This window comes from Cupriavidus sp. 05T313, assembly GCF_056396665.1.
The window spans coordinates 94,233-112,688 of record NZ_JBFTLX010000049.1; the positions used below are offsets into that span (position 1 = coordinate 94,233).

An 18,456-nucleotide genomic window follows, 5' to 3' on the forward strand; every position below is an offset into this window, starting at 1 on the left:
GATCGCCGCTGCCTCGCGTCGCTTCGATCGACGGCCGGCCGGTCAGCCGATCGTCATCAAACTGGCATTGCCGCCCGCCGCCGCCGTGTTGACGGACAGCGAACGCTCGATCAACAAACGCTCGATGGCCACATTCGGTTCACCGTGAGCCAGGCCTTGCACCGAAATGATCGGACCCTGACGCGTGGCCAGTTTCTCGCACACGGTGCGCAACTGGTCGGAATCGCCGTGGTGCAACACCGCATCGAAATTCGTGTCGCCGGCAGCCCAGTCGGGCACCAGGCGGACGCGCGATTGTACTGCCTTGGGCAGCCGTGCAAACAGCGCCCGCGCCATGGGGCTTTCGGGCCATACTGCCTGGCTGCCGGCGGCCAGCACCGCTGCCAGCTGGGTGGCCAGGTCGGCCTCCTGCTGGGCCAGGCACAGCACGGCCGCGCGCGGCAGCAGCGTATAGGTGTTGCGTTCGCCGGTCGGGCCGGGCAACGTGACCGACAGGCCGGCTGCCGAGGCGGCCGCAAAGCGTTCGCACACCGTCGCCAGTTCGGGGAGTGCCGCGCTCTCGTGCTGGGCCCATTCCTTGAGCGTAGCCAGTGCATCGGCCAGCGCGCGGCGCACCGGGCTGGTTGCATCGGCGCCGCCGAGCGTATCGGAGGCGCGCACCACGCGGGCCACGGCGTCCTGCGGGCAGACCGATAGCAGGCGGTGCAGGTAGAGCGGGCCGCCGGCCTTGGGACCGGTGCCGGACAGGCCTTCGCCGCCAAAGGGCTGCACGCCGACCACCGCGCCGACGATATTGCGGTTGACGTAGAGATTGCCCACCTCCGCCCGCTCCACGATGTGTTCAATGGTCTCGTCGATACGGGTATGGATGCCCATGGTCAGGCCGTAGCCGGTGCCGTTGATCTGATCAAGCAAGGTGTCGAGCCCGGTGCGCGGATAGCGCACCACGTGCAGCACGGGGCCGAAGACTTCGCGCTGCAACTCCTCGATGCTGTCGAGTTCGATCAGCGTCGGCGACACAAAGGTGCCGTTGCGGCAGGCGGCGCTGGCCGCGCCGTTCGGATCGGCCTGGTGGACGCGGCGGCCCTTGGCGCGCATGGCGTCGATATGGCGCACGATATTGTTGCGCGCTTCCTCGTCGATGACCGGTCCGACGTCGGTCGACAGCCGGTCCGGGTTGCCCATGGTGAGTTCGTCCATGGCGCCCTTGAGCATCTCCAGCACGCGGTCGGCCACTTCTTCCTGCAGGCACAGCACGCGCAGCGCGGAGCAGCGCTGGCCGGCGGAGTCAAAAGCGGAATTCACCACATCGCCCACCACCTGTTCCGCCAGCGCGGAAGAATCGACGATCATCGCGTTCTGGCCACCGGTCTCGGCGATCAGCGGCACCGGGCGGCCGGCGGCGTCCAGCCGGCCGGCCACGCTGCGTTGCAGCAGGCGCGCCACTTCGGTGGAGCCGGTGAACATCACGCCCTTGACGCGGGCGTCGCCCACCAGCGCGGCGCCCACGGTCTCGCCACGGCCCGGCAGCAACTGCACCGCGCCGGCCGGCACGCCGGCTTCGCGCAGCAGGCGCACGGCCTGGGCAGCGATCAGCGGGGTCTGCTCGGCGGGCTTGGCCAGCACCGTATTGCCGGCGGCCAGCGCGGCAGCGACCTGGCCGGTAAAGATGGCGAGCGGGAAATTCCACGGGCTGATACAGACCACCGGCCCCAGCGGGCGGTGGGTATCGCTGGAGAAGGTCTCGCGTACCTGCGCGGCGTAGTAGCGCAGGAAGTCCACGGCCTCGCGCACTTCGGCGATGGCGTTGGAGAAGGTCTTGCCGGCCTCGCGCATGATGATGCCCATCAGGGACTGCATCTGCGCTTCCATCAGTTCCGCCGCGCGTTCGAGCGCGACCGCACGGACGTCCGCCGGGGTCGCCTGCCAGATCGGCGCGGCATTGACGGCGGCCTGCAGCGCGGCTTCCACCTCGGCCATGCTGGCTTCGGTGACATGGCCGACCACGTCACGCAGGTCGGACGGATTGCGCACAGGAGCGGGCTGGCCGGCGTCCGCGCCGGCAGCGGCTTCCACGCCCAGCAGCGGCACGGCACTGACGGCCTCGCTGGTACCGGCCAGCAGCGCCGAGGACAGCGAGGCAAGGCGATGTTCGTTGGAAAGGTCGATACCGGCGGAGTTGGGCCGCGATTCGCCATAAAGGCTGCGCGGCTGCGGGATACGCGGATGCGGCAGACCAAGCGCGCCTTCGTCGGCGTGCATGCGCTCGACCACGGTGACCGGATCGGCCACCAGTTCGTCCAGCGAGATGGTGTCGTCGGCGATGCGGTTCACGAAGGACGTGTTGGCGCCGTTTTCCAGCAGGCGGCGCACCAGGTAGGCAAGCAGCGTCTCGTGCGTGCCTACCGGCGCGTAGATGCGGCATGGACGGTTGAACTTGCCGTCGGCCAGCGGGCCGACCACCTGGTCGTACAGCGGCTCGCCCATGCCGTGCAGGCACTGGAACTCGTACTGGCCGGGATAGTAATTGTGGCCGGCGATCTGGTAGATGGCCGCCAGCGTGTGGGCGTTATGGGTGGCGAACTGCGGGTAGATGGCGTCCGGCACCGACAGCAGCTTGCGCGCGCAGGCCACGTAGGACACGTCGGTATAGACCTTGCGGGTATAGACCGGATAACCCTCCAGCCCGTCCACCTGGGCGCGCTTGATCTCGCTGTCCCAGTACGCGCCCTTGACCAGACGGATCATCAGGCGGTGGCGGCTGCGGCGTGCCAGGTCGATCAGGTAGTCGATCACGAAGGGGCAGCGCTTCTGGTAGCCCTGCACCACGAAGCCGATGCCGTTCCAGCCAGCCAGCTCGGGCTCGAAGCACAGACGCTCCAGCAGGTCGAGCGAGATTTCCAGGCGGTCGGCTTCCTCGGCGTCGATATTGATGCCGATGTCGTACTGCCGGGCCAGCAGGGTCAGGGACTTGAGGCGGCCATACAGTTCGCTGACCACGCGCTCGTGCTGCGCGCGGCTGTAGCGTGGATGCAAGGCCGAAAGCTTGATCGAGATGCCGGGGCCTTCATAGATGCCGCGCCCGCGCGAGGCCTGGCCGATGGCGTTGATGGCCTGCTCGTAGGAGGCCAGGTAGCGCTGCGCGTCGGCCTCGGTCATGGCCGCCTCGCCCAGCATGTCGTAGGAGTAGCGGAAGCCCTCGGCCTCGTACTTGCGTGCGTTGGCGAGCGCCTCGGAAATGGTCTCACCGGTGACGAACTGCTCGCCCATCAGGCGCATCGCCATGTCCACGCCCTTGCGGATCAGCGGCTCGCCGCCCTTTCCGATGATGCGGGTGAGCGCCTTGGACAGACCGGCCTCGGTATGGGTGGCCACCAGCTTGCCGGTGAACAGCAGGCCCCAGGTCGCGGCGTTGACGAATACGGACGGGCTCTGGCCCAGGTGCGACTGCCAGTTGGCGCCGCTGATCTTGTCGCGGATCAGCGCGTCGCGGGTGGCCTTGTCGGGAATACGCAGCAGCGCTTCGGCCAGGCACATCAGCGCCACGCCTTCCTGGGAAGACAGCGAGAACTCCTGGATCAGACCCTGTACCAGCCCTTCCCGGCCCGTGCCGACCTTGCGTTCGCGCAGCCGCGTGGCCAGGGTCCGGGCCATGGCCAGGGCGGCTTCGGCCTGTTGGTGCGGCAGGCGGGCCTGTTCCAGCAGCACCGGCACGCACTCGGGTTCCGGGCGGCGGTAAGCAGCGGTGATGGCGGCACGCAGCACCGACTGCGGCTGCACGCTCTGGGCAAACTCCAGGAAGGGTTGCACCGCGCCTTCGCCGGTCCCCGCGTCGAAGCCGTCGGCGCCATCCGCCGCACCCTCGCCCCCCATGCCCGCGGCACTGGTCTCATGCGGGACGTTGCCTCGCTCGACCTGCTCCAGATACGTAAATATTGCCTGCTTGATCAGCCAGTGCGGCGTGCGGTCGATTGACTGGGCAACGCGCTTGAGGCGCTCGCGGGAGGCGTCGTCGAGTTTGACGCCAAGGGTGGTGGTGGCCATGCGCTTGATTCTCCGTAAGACGCGAACGCTGGTTCCCGATACCGCGAGGAAACCTGCAGATGGCGCGATCATACTCTGGGGCAAACCAAAGGTGCAACTAGGTACAACCACCCATGCCAATCCAAAAATGTGGGTTGCACCGTACCTGGCGCTGCGCTGGCCTCAGCGCGTTCCGGAACGGATTCAAATTCGCAGCGGATCGATCTCCAGTTGCCAGCGCACGCCCTTGGCATCGGCCATTGCATCACCAAAAGTTTGCACCCACTCGCTGATAAACCGCTGCAGCGCAAGGCGTGATGTGCTCTCTACCAGCATCTGCGCACGCTCCCGGTTGAATACGCGCACCATCGACATCGGCACCGGGTCATGGAGTTGCACCTCCGGCGCCATGGGGCATGCATCTGCGCGGTTGCGCGCGCTTTGCAGGAAAGCCAGCGCGCGTTCCAGCTGGGCATGCTCGGCCGTGACCAGCACCTGGTAAGCAAACGGGGGCAACCCGGCCTGCCGGCGCTCGCGCAACTGCGTGGCCGCGAATCCATCATAGTCATGGCGTACCAATGCCTGCAATGCCGATGCGTCGGGATAGCGTGTCTGGATCAGTACTTCGCCAGCCAGCCCTGCCCGTCCGGCGCGGCCGGCCACCTGCATCAGCGAGGCGAACAAGTGCTCGGCGGCGCGGAAATCATGGCTGAACATGGCGGCGTCGGGATGGACGATGCCGACCAGCGTCACACGCTGGAAATCGTGTCCCTTGGCCACCATCTGGGTGCCGACCAGGATGTCGACCTCGCCCGCGTGCACTTCGTCGAACATGGCCTGGGCGCTGCCCTTGCGGCGCGTGGAATCGGCGTCGATGCGGGCAATGCGCGCTTGCGGGAAACGCGCGGCCAGGGCCTCCTCGATGCGCTGGGTGCCCCGCCCAAGCGGCGCGACGTCCACGTTGCCGCAGTCCGGGCAGTGATGCGGCACCGGTGATTCCAGCCCGCAGTGATGGCAGCGCAGGCGGCGCTCCGGCCGGTGCAGCACCAGGTAGGCCGAGCAGCGCGGGCAGCCGGAAAGCCAGCCACAGCTGTCGCAGGCCAGCACCGGCGCATAGCCGCGCCGGTTGAGAAAAAGCAGGCTCTGCTCGCCACGCTTCAGGCGAGCCTCGATGGCGTTGAGCAAAGGCACCGACAGGCCTTCGTAGAGCGCGCGCTGGCGCTGGCGCTCCTGGTTGATATCGATCAGGCGCACTGTCGGCAGCGTGGCGTCGGTCTGGGCGCGCTCGCGCAGCACCAGCTTGCGGTAGGTGCCCTGCTCGGCGCGCCACCAGGACTCCATCGACGGTGTGGCCGAGCCCAGTACCACCGCGGCGCCAAGCTGCTTGGCGCGCCATACCGCGAGGTCGCGGGCCGAGTAGCGCAGGCCTTCCTGCTGCTTGTAGGAGGTATCGTGCTCCTCGTCGACCACGATCAGCGCCAGGTGCGGCAACGAAGCCATGACCGCCAGGCGCGTGCCCAGCACGATGCGGGCCTCGCCGCGGTGCGCGGCCAGCCATTGCAGGGTGCGCTCCTGGTCGGCCAGGCCGCTGTGCAGCACCGCCAGCGGCAGATGCGGGAAACGCGCGGCAATGCGGCCCTGCAACTGCGGGGTGAGGTTGATTTCGGGCACCAGCATCAGTACCTGCGCCTGCGCATCCCGCGCCAGCACTTCGGCCATGGCGTGCAGGTACACCTCGGTCTTGCCGCTGCCGGTCACGCCGTGGAGCAGGAAAGGTGAGAATCCCGTGGCCTGCACGATCGCTTCCACAGCCACGCGCTGCTCGTCGTGCAGCGGCGGCGCGGCGGACGGCTCGCTTGCCGCAGGCGTGCCCAGCAAAGGCCGGTCGGCACGCTCGGAGGTCACCCAGCCGGCCCCGGCCCACTCCGCCAGGCGCGACGGGGCGGCGCTGCACAGCGCACGCGCCTCGGCAGCGGATACCGCCGGCCCGTCCTCCGCGGCGGCTACCAGCGCCTGTGCCAGCGCCAGCACGGTACGCGCACGCGCCGGCACCGCCGCCAGCAGGGCCGCGCCTTGCCCCGGGACTACGCGGTAATGCTCGCTGCGGGCACGCAGGGCCAGCCGCGCCCAGCCGTCGGCTTCGCGCAGCGCCGGAGGCAGCGCAGGCAACATGACTTCGCCCAGGCAGCGGTGATAGTAGCGGGCGGCAAACGCCGCCAGGGCGACCCAGTGCGCGCCGAGCGGCGGCAGCCAGTCCAGGTGCTGGGCGACGGGACGCAGGCGCTCGGCAGGTACGTCCGAGTGCGCCGAACGCGATACCGCCACGCCCACCAGCATGCGGCGGCCAAACGGCACGGCCACCAGATCGCCTGGCTGTACTTCGGGACCGGCAAGGTAGTCGAAAACGTCGTCGGCCGGTGTATCGAGCGCCACCTGCACCACGGCGAGCGGGGCACCATCCCTGCCCGCAACGCTTGCCGGTGCCGCTGCCGACCCGGCTTCCCCGGGGATCGCCGGGGACATCACACTGCGCCTCCCGACCCGGACACGGAGCGCAGCAGCAGGTACGTTCCACAATGGGGCAAAGAGGCCCGAAGCGTGTGCAGACCGGCGCCAGGCCGCATTTCGGCCAAATTAAGTGTGCGGCGCAACATCAACTTAAAGTAACGCTTCAAATGTGCCCCTAAGTCGATGATAGATGGCTGGTTTTCCCGGCCTCGGGCACCGCCTGTGGATAACTTTGTTGAAAACTCGCCCGGAGTTCCCGCAAACGCCCGTAAAACAAGGCTCCCATGGGCATTCCAACCCGACCTTGCCTGGATGCAATCCCTTGTAAATCAAGGACTTGCAGACCTCCCTCAGATGAGTTAAGGACTAACCCGCTCTTGCACTGCGGAAAACCCATTGATGTGCATAAGTCAAGCCTTGACAAGCGCGAACCAGCACCGAAAGGACGAAATATTGCAAAATAGTTTACTTGACAGCGCTTCTTGCAAGCCTCACCCGGCACGCGGGCATCCCTGCGCGGCGCGCGAGGCCTGCTCGCTGCGCCGCACAGATGGCAGCCCTGGGCGGGCGGTAAGACGTGCACCCCCTGTCACGTCGCGGCGACGCGCAGTTGCCGGCTGTAGCGATGTACCTCGTCCACCAGCACCGTCACATTCTCGGGCGGCGTGAACTGGGAAATCCCGTGACCCAGGTTGAAAACGTGACCGTCGCTGCCGCCGCCGGCGGCATAGCTGTCGAGCACGCCGCGCACCTGCTCGCGAATCGCGGCCTCCGGCGCAAACAGCACATTGGGGTCGATGTTGCCCTGCAGGGCCACCTTGCCACCAGTCCGGCGGCGCGCCTGGGTCAGGTTGACCGTCCAGTCCAGTCCCAGCGCGTCGGCGCCGATGCCGGTGAGTTCTTCCAGCCACAGGCCGCCGCCCTTGGTGAACACGATGGCCGGCACCTGCTGGCCGTCGTGCTCGCGCTTCAGCCCAGCCAGCACCTGGCGCATATAGGCCAGCGAGAAGGCCTGGTACATGCCATCGGCCAGCGTACCGCCCCAGGTATCGAACAGCATCACCGCCTGCGCGCCAGCCTCGATCTGCGCATTCAGGTAGGCCGCGACTGCCGCGGCGTTGATCTCCAGGATGCGGTGCATCAGGTCCGGGCGGCTGTACATCATGGCCTTGACCGTGCGGAAATCCGAGGAGCCGGCGCCTTCCACCATGTAGCAAGCCAGTGTCCAGGGGCTACCCGAGAAACCGATCAGCGGCACGCGCTGGCGGCCGTCCTGCACCAGGGCGCGGCGGATCTCGCTGACCGCGTCGAACACATAGGAGAGCGAGGCCATGTCCGGCACCGCCAGCTTCTTGACATCGCCCTCGGTACGCAGGGGATGCGCGAAGCGCGGTCCTTCGCCTTGCGCGAACGACAGGCCCAGGCCCATGGCGTCGGGCACGGTAAGGATGTCGGAGAAGAGGATGGCCGCATCGAGCGGATAGCGCTCGAGCGGCTGCAGGGTGACTTCGGTCGCGTAGGCCGGGTTCTTGGCCAGGCCGAGGAAGCTGCCGGCGCGAGCGCGCGTGGCGTTGTATTCAGGCAGGTAGCGCCCCGCCTGACGCATCAGCCACAGCGGGGTGTACTCGGTGGGTTGCCGGCGCAGCGCGCGCAGGAAGGTATCGTTCTGCAATGCGGTCATGGTCATCCTCGTAAGACCGCCATTTTACGGGATGGCCAGTCGCTGCCGGCAGTCTTGTGGCTGGCTCGGGACGATAGGCGAGGCGCGGCGGCCCCGGCGGCCAATCCGCCGGGGCCGACCGCTCAGATATCCGCCGCCAGTTCCTTGAAGGCCTGCGCGGCGCGGCGCATCCATTCGCGCGCGCGCGGGACATCGGGCTGCAGGCGGGCAAAGCCGTGCGTCATGCCGCTCGCTTCCAGCGTGATCACCGGTGCGCCGTAGCGCACCAGGTAATCGGCATAAGCCAGGCCGTCGTCACGCAGCACATCGTGAGCGGCGACCATCACTACGCTGGCCGGCGGCAGGTGCTTCGGCGCGGCGCCCATCAGGTGGATGCGCGTGTCTTCGATGGCAGCGCCTTCGGCGAGGCGCCCGGCACCGATGAATTCGGTCCAGAACCAGGCCATTTCGTCGCGTGTGAGGCCAGGACCATCCGCGAAGGCGCGATAGCTTTCGGTCGCCAGCACCGGGGCCGTCACGGGGTAGACCAGCAACTGGGCGTTGACCAGGCCCGGACGCGCATGCGCATTGGCCCAGCGCGCCGCCTGCGCCGCCAGGTGGCCGCCCGCGCTGTCGCCGGCCACGGCCAGGAAGCCCGCGTCCAGGCGCAAGCGCACGCGCTGCTCGGCGAACCACAGGACGGCTTCCAGCGCGTCGTCGCAAGGCGCCGGAAATGGAAATTCCGGCGCCAGCCGGTAATCCACGCTCGCCACCGCGCAGCCCGTGTCGGCAGCCAGCAGCGCTGCCACGCTGTGGTGCGTGTCATGCGAGCCGACCACCCAGCCGCCACCATGGAAGTAGACGATCAGGCGCGGCTCGGCCACGGCCTCGGGCCGGAACAGGCGCGCGGCCAGGGTGCGGCCCGGCAGCGGGATCTCCAGATCGGCGGCAACGACGCCTTCCGGATCCGGCATGATCGAGGTGGCTACGATCTCGGCGAAGCGTGCGCGGCGGCCGGCCGCATCGGCCGGTGTGGGTTGGCCGGCGTAGCGCTCGGCGAGACGGCGATAGTAGTCGAGGAGCTGGGGATCGATGGCCATGGCTGCTTGCGAGTGGAATTTGTCTGGTCTGTGCTCGACCGGCTAGTGTAGCGGGATCAGGACGCGAGGCGCATCAGCTCGATCTTGCTGCAGCGGTCCTGCACCGCCAGCAGGCCGGCGGCGCTGGCCCGGCCGAAGGCGACGTCATTGACGATGCCGAGCTGAAACCAGACCCCGCGGGCGCCGATCGCGATGGCGTCCTCGACCACCGGAGGCACGTCGGCGGCGCGACGGAAGATATCGACCCATTCGATACGCTGCCCCGACTCAGCCAGCACCGCGGCGGCATCGGCCAGGCTGGCGTGGCAGGTTTCCCCCAGGATGCGCTCGCCGGCATGGCGCGGGTTGACCGGCACGATACGGTAGCCGTGGCGCTGCAGGAAGGTAGCCACTTCGTGACTGGCGCGGTCGGGGTGGTCGGAGAGGCCAACCACAGCCACGGTCTTCATCGCCAGCATGCTGTGTATGGCCTGATGCATCTCGCTCACGTCTGTTCCTTCTCGTTGGGTTCCGGGGATTTGTCGCGGCCGGTGGCAGGCGGGCGGGCACAACTGCCCAGCCGCGCGAAAGGCACCGCCACCTGGTATGCGCCCTGTGCAAACGGCCCTACCGCGTAAGGCGCATAGTGCATTACCAGGCCACCGCGGTACAGGATAAATGGAGTGCGCGTATCACGCAGGGCTTGCACATCAAGCGCGCCGCGTTCGGGCTCGGCCGCGCCCTGCCGCTTCAGCTCGACCTGCAGTTCGTCGTTGAGTTTTTGCAGGCAAGCCTCGCCCGGCTGCAGCAGGTCTGCAAGCCGGACAGGCGTATAGACAGACCGGGCCGGCGCCGCGGATGCCGCTGATGCGGATTCGGCAGTATCGCTCCGCCAGGTGCCGCCGACAAAGTCGAGACTGCCGTGGGCACCGCCGCTATAGCGCCAGGTGGTACGCAGCAGGCTGACAACGCCGCCGTCGAGGCGCATCAGCTCGATCCCGCTGCGGCATTCCTGCTCGCCCTCACCGCATCCGCTGTCACGCAGCGATGCAATTAGCGCATCGAGTCGGGGGCGGCCAGTCTCCGGAAAGCGTTCGGTAAGTTGCGCGCCTGCCACTTTCACGGTGCGCTCACGGTAAATCGCCTTGCGGGTCAGCGTTAGTGTCTGCCGGCGGGTACCATCGATACTCATCCACTGCCCGGTGGCACTCAGCCCATCGGCGGAGACGGTGCCTTCGAAACGTGCACCAGCGCGGGGCTCGGGATACTCAGCCGGCGCCTGGACGTCGTCGCGCTCGCGCACGCTCAGGCGCCCCTGCGCTGTCAATTGGCCATCGAGTTGACGTGGTGCGGCGGCAAGCATTGAATCGTAACGGGCCGTTCCTTCGACCCGCTCGGTCCCGGCGCGCGAGAAAATCGTCAGCGCTACCTGCACGCCGCCGTCAAGCTCGCCCTGCCACAGCACGCCATTGGGCGCTTGCAACTCGGCGGCGCAAGCAAGACCGCCAGCAAACAGGGAAGCGGTTGACAGCGCCGCAATGCCAAGCTGGACAAGGCCTCTTGTGGTATGTGCGGAAGCAGGAGCGACGGGGGAAAAAGCGGAGTGAGGCGGCATGGCAATCGATGGCCGGACCGCAAAGCGGATGGCGAGTTCAGCGAAATCTATCGGACCCGCGCCACGTGGTGATGTTCCCGCCGCCTGGCGGCGGAGCAGATGCAATGCGCGCTAAAACGCCTATTTAGACGCTTTTTTAGTTACCGCGCTTTCAACTTCTTGCAAACCGATACATTTTGTTACTGCCATCCCCAAAAGTTTCCCCCACAATGCTTTAACACAATCAGTTTTTTGTGAAAGGCGTTCCCTCCCCCAAACAGAAAGGGAGGGCGCATTGAAGAAAGCCTAAGGAAGCATTCCCACCTAGATTGACCGGATCGCAGACGATGCTGCGGTCGGTGTACCAGGTTGAGATGATGTTGGCGCGTGCCGGTTCTGGTTGGTGAGATCGTCTGAATGCGATCAATACTGTCCGACCGGATGTTGGACCACCAAGAAAGTGGTTTGCGCCTGTTGGTTGACCTGGACCTTACCCGTTCCTTCGAATTGACCCCTCGAAGGGATTTTCCCGTCCGCGCGGAGCCTCCCCGGCCCGCGCGCTTTTTTTTGTCCTGAGCCGACAGAATAGTCGTTGGGATTCAAAAAAGGCAGCCGCGAGGCTGCCTTTTTTTTGCCGCTGCCAAAAAAACAACAGCTGCGGCGGTACTGCTTCTTCTTACCGTTTCCGACGCAGGCGCGCGATGGCAGCCAGTTGCGCAGTAGCAACAGCCAGCTCGCCTTGCGCACGTGCCAGGTCGAGATCGCTGCTCTGATTCTGCATCAGCTCCTCGGCGGCGCGCTTGGCTTCCTGCGCCTTGGCTTCGTCGAGGTCGCCGCCGCGGATCGCGGTGTCCGCCAGCACGGTGACGTGCTTGGGCTGGACTTCGAGAATCCCGCCGGCCACGAACACGAACTCTTCGCTGCCGTCTTCCTTCTCGATGCGCACCGCGCCCGGCTGAATACGCGTAATCAGCGGCGTATGGCCCGGCAGGATACCCAGCTCGCCCGACTCGCCCGGCAGCGCCACGAACTTCGCCTGACCGGAGAAGATCGACGATTCGGCGCTGACGACGTCTACAAGAATGGTTGCCATGTGAATTCCTTTAGTCCCTGAAAGCTTCGGCTTCCCGTTGCCAGGAAGCAAGTATTCCGCGCTCAGGCTGAGCGCGGCCGCCGCCGACATTGCTGTCCGCGGCAACCGCCACTACGGCGCTGAAAGCGAAAGACGCCGCTTACTGGAGCTTCTTGGCCTTCTCGAAGGCTTCGTCGATCGAACCGACCATGTAGAACGCTTGCTCGGGCAGGTGATCGCACTCGCCGTCCACCAGCATCTTGAAGCCACGGATGGTTTCCTTCAGCGGCACGTACTTGCCCGGCGAACCCGTGAACACTTCCGCGACGTGGAAGGGCTGCGACAGGAAACGCTGGATCTTACGAGCACGCGACACAGCCTGCTTGTCTTCCGGCGACAGTTCGTCCATGCCCAGAATCGCGATAATGTCGCGCAGTTCCTTGTAGCGCTGCAGCGTTTGCTGAACGCGACGGGCCACGTCGTAGTGCTCCTGACCCACGACTTGCGGGTCGAGCTGACGCGAGGTCGAGTCGAGCGGATCGACGGCGGGGTAGATACCCAGCGCGGCGATGTCACGCGACAGCACGACGGTCGAGTCCAGATGCAGGAAGGTGGTAGCAGGCGACGGGTCGGTCAAGTCATCCGCAGGCACGTACACGGCCTGGATCGACGTGATCGAGCCGGTCTTGGTCGAGGTAATGCGCTCTTGCAGCTTGCCCATTTCCTCGGCCAGCGTCGGCTGGTAACCCACTGCGGAAGGCATACGGCCCAGCAGTGCGGACACTTCCGTACCGGCCAGCGTGTAGCGGTAGATGTTGTCGACGAAGAACAGGATGTCGCGGCCTTCGTCGCGGAACTTCTCGGCCATGGTCAGGCCGGACAGTGCCACGCGCAGACGGTTGCCCGGCGGCTCGTTCATCTGGCCGAACACCATGGCCACCTTGTCGAGAACGTTCGAGTCCTTCATTTCGTGGTAGAAGTCGTTCCCTTCACGGGTACGCTCGCCCACGCCGGCGAACACCGACAAACCGCTGTGCTGCTTGGCGATATTGTTGATGAGCTCCATCATGTTCACGGTCTTGCCAACGCCGGCGCCACCGAACAGGCCAACCTTACCGCCCTTTGCGAACGGGCAGACCAGGTCGATCACCTTGATGCCGGTTTCCAGCAGGTCAACCGAAGGCGACAGTTCGTCGAACTTCGGAGCCTTCTGGTGGATACCGCGCCGCTCGTCCGATGCGATCGGGCCGGCATCGTCGATGGGACGACCCAGCACGTCCATGATGCGGCCCAGGGTGCCTTGACCAACCGGCACCGAAATCGGGGCGCCGGTGCTCTTCACCGCCATGCCGCGGCGCAGGCCGTCCGACGAACCCAGGGCAATGGTACGCACCACGCCGTCACCCAGCTGTTGCTGCACTTCGAAGGTCAGGCCCTTCTCGGCGAACGAGGCTTCGTTGCTCTCTTCCAGCACGAGCGCGTCGTACACCTTCGGCAGCGCGTCGCGGGGGAACTCGATGTCCACCACGGCGCCAATACACTGCACAATATTTCCGATACTCATTTCGTATCTCCGATAGCTTGAATACTTGACGCCTTAGACGGCTGCGGCACCGCTGACGATTTCCGACAGTTCCTTGGTGATCGCTGCCTGACGGGTCTTGTTGTAGACCAGTTGCAGTTCGCCGATCACGTTCTTGGCGTTGTCGGATGCAGCCTTCATGGCCACCATGCGCGCCGACTGCTCGGACGCCATGTTTTCGGCCACGGCCTGGTACACCAGCGCTTCGACGTAGCGGACCAACAGTTCTTCCACCACGGTCTGGGCGTCGGGCTCGTAGATGTAATCCCACGAGTAGGCGCGCTTTTCATCTTCGGTCTGGGCAAACTTGTCGGCGGGGAGCGGCAGCAGCTGCTCCACCATCGGCTCCTGCTTCATCGTATTGATGAACTTGGTGTAAGCCAGGTACACAGCGTCCACCTCACCATTGGTGTAGGCGTCGAGCTGGACCTTGATCGCACCGATCAGTTTTTCCAGATGCGGGGTGTCACCGAGCTGCACCACGTGCGAAACCACCTTGGCGCCGATGCGGCCCAGGAACTGCATGCCCTTGGAACCAATGGCGGTGCTTTGCACCTGCACGCCGCGGCCTTGCAGCTCACGCAGCTCATTGGTCACCGCGCGCAGCACGTTCGTGTTCATGCCGCCGCACAGCCCCTTGTCGGTCGTCACCACGATCATGCCGACGCGCTTGATGTCGCGCGCCACCATGAAGGGGTGCTTGAACTCGGGGTTGGCTTCAGCCAGGTGCGCCGCGATATTGCGCACTTTCTCAGCGTAAGGACGGGCGTTACGCATCCGTTCCTGCGCCTTGCGCATCTTGGACGCGGCGACCATCTCCATCGCCTTGGTGATCTTGCGCGTGTTTTGCACGCTCTTGATCTTGGTTCGAATTTCTTTCGTTCCGGCCATATCTTCCTCTCCATTCGTGCTGCGGCGGCACCGTCATGGCAACGGCGCCGGCGCAGTTTCGTGGAATTGCGCGGTTAGAACGCGGCGGACTTCTTGAAATCCTCGATCGCGGCACGCAGCGTGGCTTCATCTTCCTTCGACAGATCCTTGGTATCTTCGATGCGGTTGATGAGGTCGGCGTACTTGGTCTTCAGATGGTCGTGCAGGCCCTTCTCGAACGCGAGAATGTCCTTCACTTCCACGTTGTCGAGGAAGCCGTTGTTGGCTGCGTACAGCGACGCGGCCAGCTGCCACACCTGCAGCGGCAGGTATTGAGCCTGCTTGAGCAGTTCGGTCACGCGGCGGCCGCGCTCGAGCTGCTTGCGGGTGGCATCGTCCAGGTCGGAAGCGAACTGCGCGAACGCAGCCAGTTCACGATACTGGGCCAGGTCGGTACGGATACCGCCGGACAGCTTCTTGATGACCTTGGTCTGGGCGGCACCACCAACGCGCGACACCGAGATACCGGCGTTGATTGCGGGGCGGATACCTGCGTTGAACAGGTCGGTTTCCAGGAAGATCTGGCCGTCGGTGATCGAGATCACGTTGGTCGGCACGAAGGCGGACACGTCGCCAGCCTGCGTTTCGATCACGGGCAGCGCGGTCAGCGAGCCGGTCTTGCCGGTCACGGCACCCTTGGTGAACTTCTCGACGTAGTCGGCGTTCACGCGGGCTGCGCGCTCGAGCAGACGCGAGTGCAGGTAGAACACGTCGCCGGGGTAGGCTTCGCGGCCCGGCGGGCGGCGCAGCAGCAGCGACACCTGGCGGTAGGCCCAGGCTTGCTTGGTCAGGTCGTCATAGACGATCAGCGCGTCTTCGCCGCGGTCGCGGAAGTACTCACCCATCGTGCAGCCGGCGTAGGCAGCCAGGTACTGCATGGCGGCGGAGTCCGAAGCCGTTGCCGCGATCACGATGGTGTACTCCATCGCGCCGAGCTCTTCGAGCTTGCGCACCACGTTGTTCACGGTCGAAGCCTTCTGACCGATTGCCACGTAGACGCAGAAAACGCCCTTGCCCTTCTGGTTGATGATGGCGTCGACAGCGACGGCGGTCTTGCCGGTCTGGCGGTCGCCAATGATCAGCTCGCGCTGGCCACGGCCGATCGGCACCATCGCGTCGATCGACTTCAGGCCGGTCTGCACCGGCTGGCTAACCGACTGGCGTGCGATCACGCCAGGGGCAACCTTCTCGATCACGTCAAATTCCTTGGCGTTGATCGGGCCCTTGCCGTCGATCGGCTGGCCCAGCGTGTTGACCACGCGGCCCAGCAGTTCCTTGCCAACCGGCACTTCCAGAATGCGGCCGGTGCACTTGACCGGGTCGCCTTCGGAAATGTGTTCGTAGTCGCCCAGCACCACGGCGCCGACAGAGTCGCGCTCGAGGTTCAGCGCGAGGCCGAAGGTGTTGCCGGGGAATTCCAGCATCTCGCCCTGCATCACGCCGGACAGGCCGTGCACGCGGCAGATACCATCGGTCACGGAAATCACCGTGCCGGTGTTGCGCACTTCAGCGTCAGCGCCAAGACCCGAGATGCGGGACTTGATCAGCTCGCTGATTTCTGAGGGGTTCAGTTGCATCACAATGCTCCTAATTCTTCAATCCGTCGGCCGGTATGCGCGCTTACGCGCATCATGCGGTCAGCGCCACTTGCATTGCTGCCAGGCGCGCACGCACGGAGGTGTCGAGCACTTCGTCGCCGACCTTGACGCGCACGCCGCCAATCAGCGACGGGTCCACCGCAACCGAAGGCTGCAGCTTGCGGCCGAACTTGCGTTCGAGTGAGGCGACGAGGTCGGTCAGGGTTGCGCCCTCGATAGGGAAGGCACTCGTGATCTCGACATCTGCCGACCCTTCACGGTCGTTCTTGAGCGCATGGAACTGCTCGGCGATTTCCGGCAATACCGACAGGCGGTGGTTAGCCACCAGCAGGCTGACAAAGCGCCTGGCTTCGTCGTTGACCGGAGACTTCAGGGCCGACAGGAACAGTGCGGTCAGCTTGTCGCCTTGCACGTTCGGATCGCCAGCCACCGCCTTCAAGTCGGGATTGGCGGCAACTTGCCCCATTTCCGACACCAGCTCGGACCATGCATCCAGATTGCCGCTCGACTCGGTCGCGACGCGGAACAGCGCCTCTGCGTAGGGACGGGCAATGGTTGCGGTTTCAGCCATGATTAGAGCTCAGCCTTGAGTTGATTGAGCAGATCCGCGTGGACCTGCGCGTTCACTTCGCGCTTGAGGATCTGCTCGGCACCCTTGACGGCCAGCACGGCGACCTGGTCGCGCAATTGCTCGCGCGCGCGGGTAACTTGCTGATCGGCTTCGGCCTTGGCCTGGGCAATGATGCGTGCGGCTTCTGCCTGGGCGTTCTGCTTGATCTCGTCAGCCGTCAGCTGGGCGCGCTTCTCGGCGTCGGCGACGCGTTGGGCACCTTCGGTGCGGGCTTCGGCCAGGGCCTGGTCCACACGCTTGTTGGCGAGTTCGAGCTCAGCCTTGCCTTTTTCGGCGGCGGCGAGGCCATCGGCGATCTTCTTTGCGCGTTCGTCGAGCGCCTTCACCAGCGGCGGCCAAATGAATTTGGCAACTACCCACCACAGGATGAAGAACACGACCATCTGCGCAAGAAACGTTGCGTTCAGATTCATGGTGTGTTCCTTTCGGTAATCAAACTACAGATAAATGCGCAAGGGCGGCCAGGCTAAGTGGCCCGCGCCGCCCGTCAGCATCATGCAGACCGAAAAGAATTACTTGATGACAGCCAGCAGCGGGTTGGCGAATGCGAACAGCATTGCAACACCAACACCGATCAGGAATGCCGCGTCGATCAGGCCAGCCAGCAGGAACATCTTGGTTTGCAGCGGGTTCATCAGCTCGGGCTGACGTGCGCACGCTTCGATGTACTTGCCGCCCATCAGGGCGATACCCAGGCAGGCGCCGATTGCGCCCAGACCGATGATGATGCCGATACCGATGGCGGTCAGACCCTGGATGTTGGCGAGATATGCTTGCATGACGACTCCTTTAATTGAGAAGAGACTTAGAACCAAAAAACCGAAAAACCGAAAACTTGAAAATCAGTGGTGATCGTGAGCCTGGCCGATGTACACCAGCGTCAGCATCATGAAAATAAAGGCCTGGAGCAAAACGATCAGAATGTGGAAGATCGCCCAGACAGCACCGGCCAGTACGTGACCGACGAAGCCCAGCGCGGACAGGTCTGCGCTGAACGTCCAGATGGAACCCAGCAGCGCGATCAGCAGGAACACCAGTTCGCCGGCGTACATGTTGCCGAACAACCGCATGCCCAGCGAAACCGCCTTGGCCAGGAATTCGATCAGGTTCAGGACCAGGTTGAACGGGGCCAGGTACCACTTGGCGCCGAACGGGGCCGACAGCAGCTCATGTGCGAAACCGCCCACGCCCTTGATCTTGAAGCTGTAGTAAATCATCAGCACCAGCACGGCGCATGACATGCCCAGCGTGCCGTTCAGGTCGGCCGTGGCAACGGCGCGATGGTGCGGCAGGTGGATGTGGAAGATGCCCAGCAGGCCGTTCAGGCCGGTGACCCAGTCGACCGGGATCAAGTCGACGGCGTTCATCACGGTGATCCAGCAGAACACCATCAGCGCCAGCGGAGCGATGAAGGAACGGTCGCCGTGGATGATGCCCTTGGCCTGGTCGTCGACCATCTCGACGATCATTTCGACGAATGCCTGGAAACGGCCCGGCACGCCGGCGGTGGCGCGGCGCGCTGCGGCGTACAGGAACAGGCAGGCGATGGCGCCGCACAGTACCGACCAGAACACGGTGTCGTAGTTGATGATGCTGAAGTCAACCACGGAGGCTTGCTTGCCGCCGACCGAGTTGAAATTCTGCAAGTGTTCGGCGATATAGCCGGAGGGGGTGAGGGCCTGTTCGGCGCCTTGAGCAGCTGACATGTCGAAACGAACCGTAATATTGCGAAACCAATTGCCGGCATTTTGCCGGTACGCTTCTTGCACCGCCTTCAGC

General features: G+C 65.0%; 14 protein-coding genes. All 14 read right to left on the reverse strand.

The window, feature by feature from the left end:
- Positions 1 to 42 precede the first annotated feature (42 nt).
- Positions 43 to 4,044, reverse strand: coding sequence for a trifunctional transcriptional regulator/proline dehydrogenase/L-glutamate gamma-semialdehyde dehydrogenase (gene putA / locus AC1DKD_RS14005; RefSeq protein WP_441632244.1), 4,002 nt, complete (start codon positions 4,042 to 4,044; stop codon positions 43 to 45).
- Positions 4,045 to 4,227: 183 nt separating this feature from the next.
- The gene (locus AC1DKD_RS14010; RefSeq protein ID WP_441632243.1) at positions 4,228 to 6,546 is read right to left on the reverse strand and encodes a primosomal protein N'; all 2,319 of its coding nucleotides are present in this window, start codon (positions 6,544 to 6,546) and stop codon (positions 4,228 to 4,230) included.
- Positions 6,547 to 7,120: 574 nt separating this feature from the next.
- Positions 7,121 to 8,218, reverse strand: a complete 1,098-nt coding sequence (gene hemE, locus AC1DKD_RS14015; RefSeq protein WP_477102462.1) for a uroporphyrinogen decarboxylase — start codon at positions 8,216 to 8,218, stop codon at positions 7,121 to 7,123.
- 116 nt (positions 8,219 to 8,334) lie between these two features.
- A complete protein-coding gene (locus tag AC1DKD_RS14020; RefSeq protein ID WP_477143374.1) occupies positions 8,335 to 9,291 on the reverse strand; it encodes an alpha/beta hydrolase in 957 nt (318 codons plus the stop codon).
- Positions 9,292 to 9,347: 56 nt separating this feature from the next.
- Entirely contained in the window at positions 9,348 to 9,770 is a 423-nt protein-coding gene (locus AC1DKD_RS14025; RefSeq protein ID WP_035873322.1) for a CoA-binding protein, read from the reverse strand.
- Between the two features lie 5 nt (positions 9,771 to 9,775).
- On the reverse strand, positions 9,776 to 10,753 hold the full coding sequence (locus AC1DKD_RS14030) for an RsiV family protein (RefSeq protein WP_441632237.1): 978 nt from the start codon (positions 10,751 to 10,753) through the stop codon (positions 9,776 to 9,778).
- A 787-nt stretch (positions 10,754 to 11,540) separates the two neighbouring features.
- Positions 11,541 to 11,957, reverse strand: a complete 417-nt coding sequence (locus tag AC1DKD_RS14035) for a F0F1 ATP synthase subunit epsilon (RefSeq protein ID WP_035873030.1) — start codon at positions 11,955 to 11,957, stop codon at positions 11,541 to 11,543.
- Positions 11,958 to 12,096: 139 nt separating this feature from the next.
- The gene (gene atpD / locus AC1DKD_RS14040; protein ID WP_441632234.1) at positions 12,097 to 13,500 is read right to left on the reverse strand and encodes a F0F1 ATP synthase subunit beta; all 1,404 of its coding nucleotides are present in this window, start codon (positions 13,498 to 13,500) and stop codon (positions 12,097 to 12,099) included.
- Between the two features lie 33 nt (positions 13,501 to 13,533).
- Positions 13,534 to 14,409 (reverse strand): F0F1 ATP synthase subunit gamma, encoded by an 876-nt coding sequence (gene atpG / locus AC1DKD_RS14045; RefSeq protein WP_441632232.1) that lies wholly within the window; start codon positions 14,407 to 14,409, stop codon positions 13,534 to 13,536.
- A 74-nt stretch (positions 14,410 to 14,483) separates the two neighbouring features.
- Entirely contained in the window at positions 14,484 to 16,025 is a 1,542-nt protein-coding gene (atpA, locus tag AC1DKD_RS14050; RefSeq protein ID WP_276287619.1) for a F0F1 ATP synthase subunit alpha, read from the reverse strand.
- Between the two features lie 52 nt (positions 16,026 to 16,077).
- Entirely contained in the window at positions 16,078 to 16,617 is a 540-nt protein-coding gene (locus AC1DKD_RS14055; protein ID WP_441632230.1) for a F0F1 ATP synthase subunit delta, read from the reverse strand.
- 2 nt (positions 16,618 to 16,619) lie between these two features.
- Complete coding sequence (locus tag AC1DKD_RS14060) at positions 16,620 to 17,090, reverse strand: F0F1 ATP synthase subunit B (RefSeq protein ID WP_441632228.1); 471 nt, start codon at positions 17,088 to 17,090, stop codon at positions 16,620 to 16,622.
- A gap of 99 nt (positions 17,091 to 17,189) precedes the next feature.
- A complete protein-coding gene (gene atpE / locus AC1DKD_RS14065) occupies positions 17,190 to 17,456 on the reverse strand; it encodes a F0F1 ATP synthase subunit C (protein ID WP_006157246.1) in 267 nt (88 codons plus the stop codon).
- A 63-nt stretch (positions 17,457 to 17,519) separates the two neighbouring features.
- Positions 17,520 to 18,383 (reverse strand): F0F1 ATP synthase subunit A, encoded by an 864-nt coding sequence (gene atpB / locus AC1DKD_RS14070; protein ID WP_441632227.1) that lies wholly within the window; start codon positions 18,381 to 18,383, stop codon positions 17,520 to 17,522.
- Positions 18,384 to 18,456 lie beyond the last annotated feature (73 nt).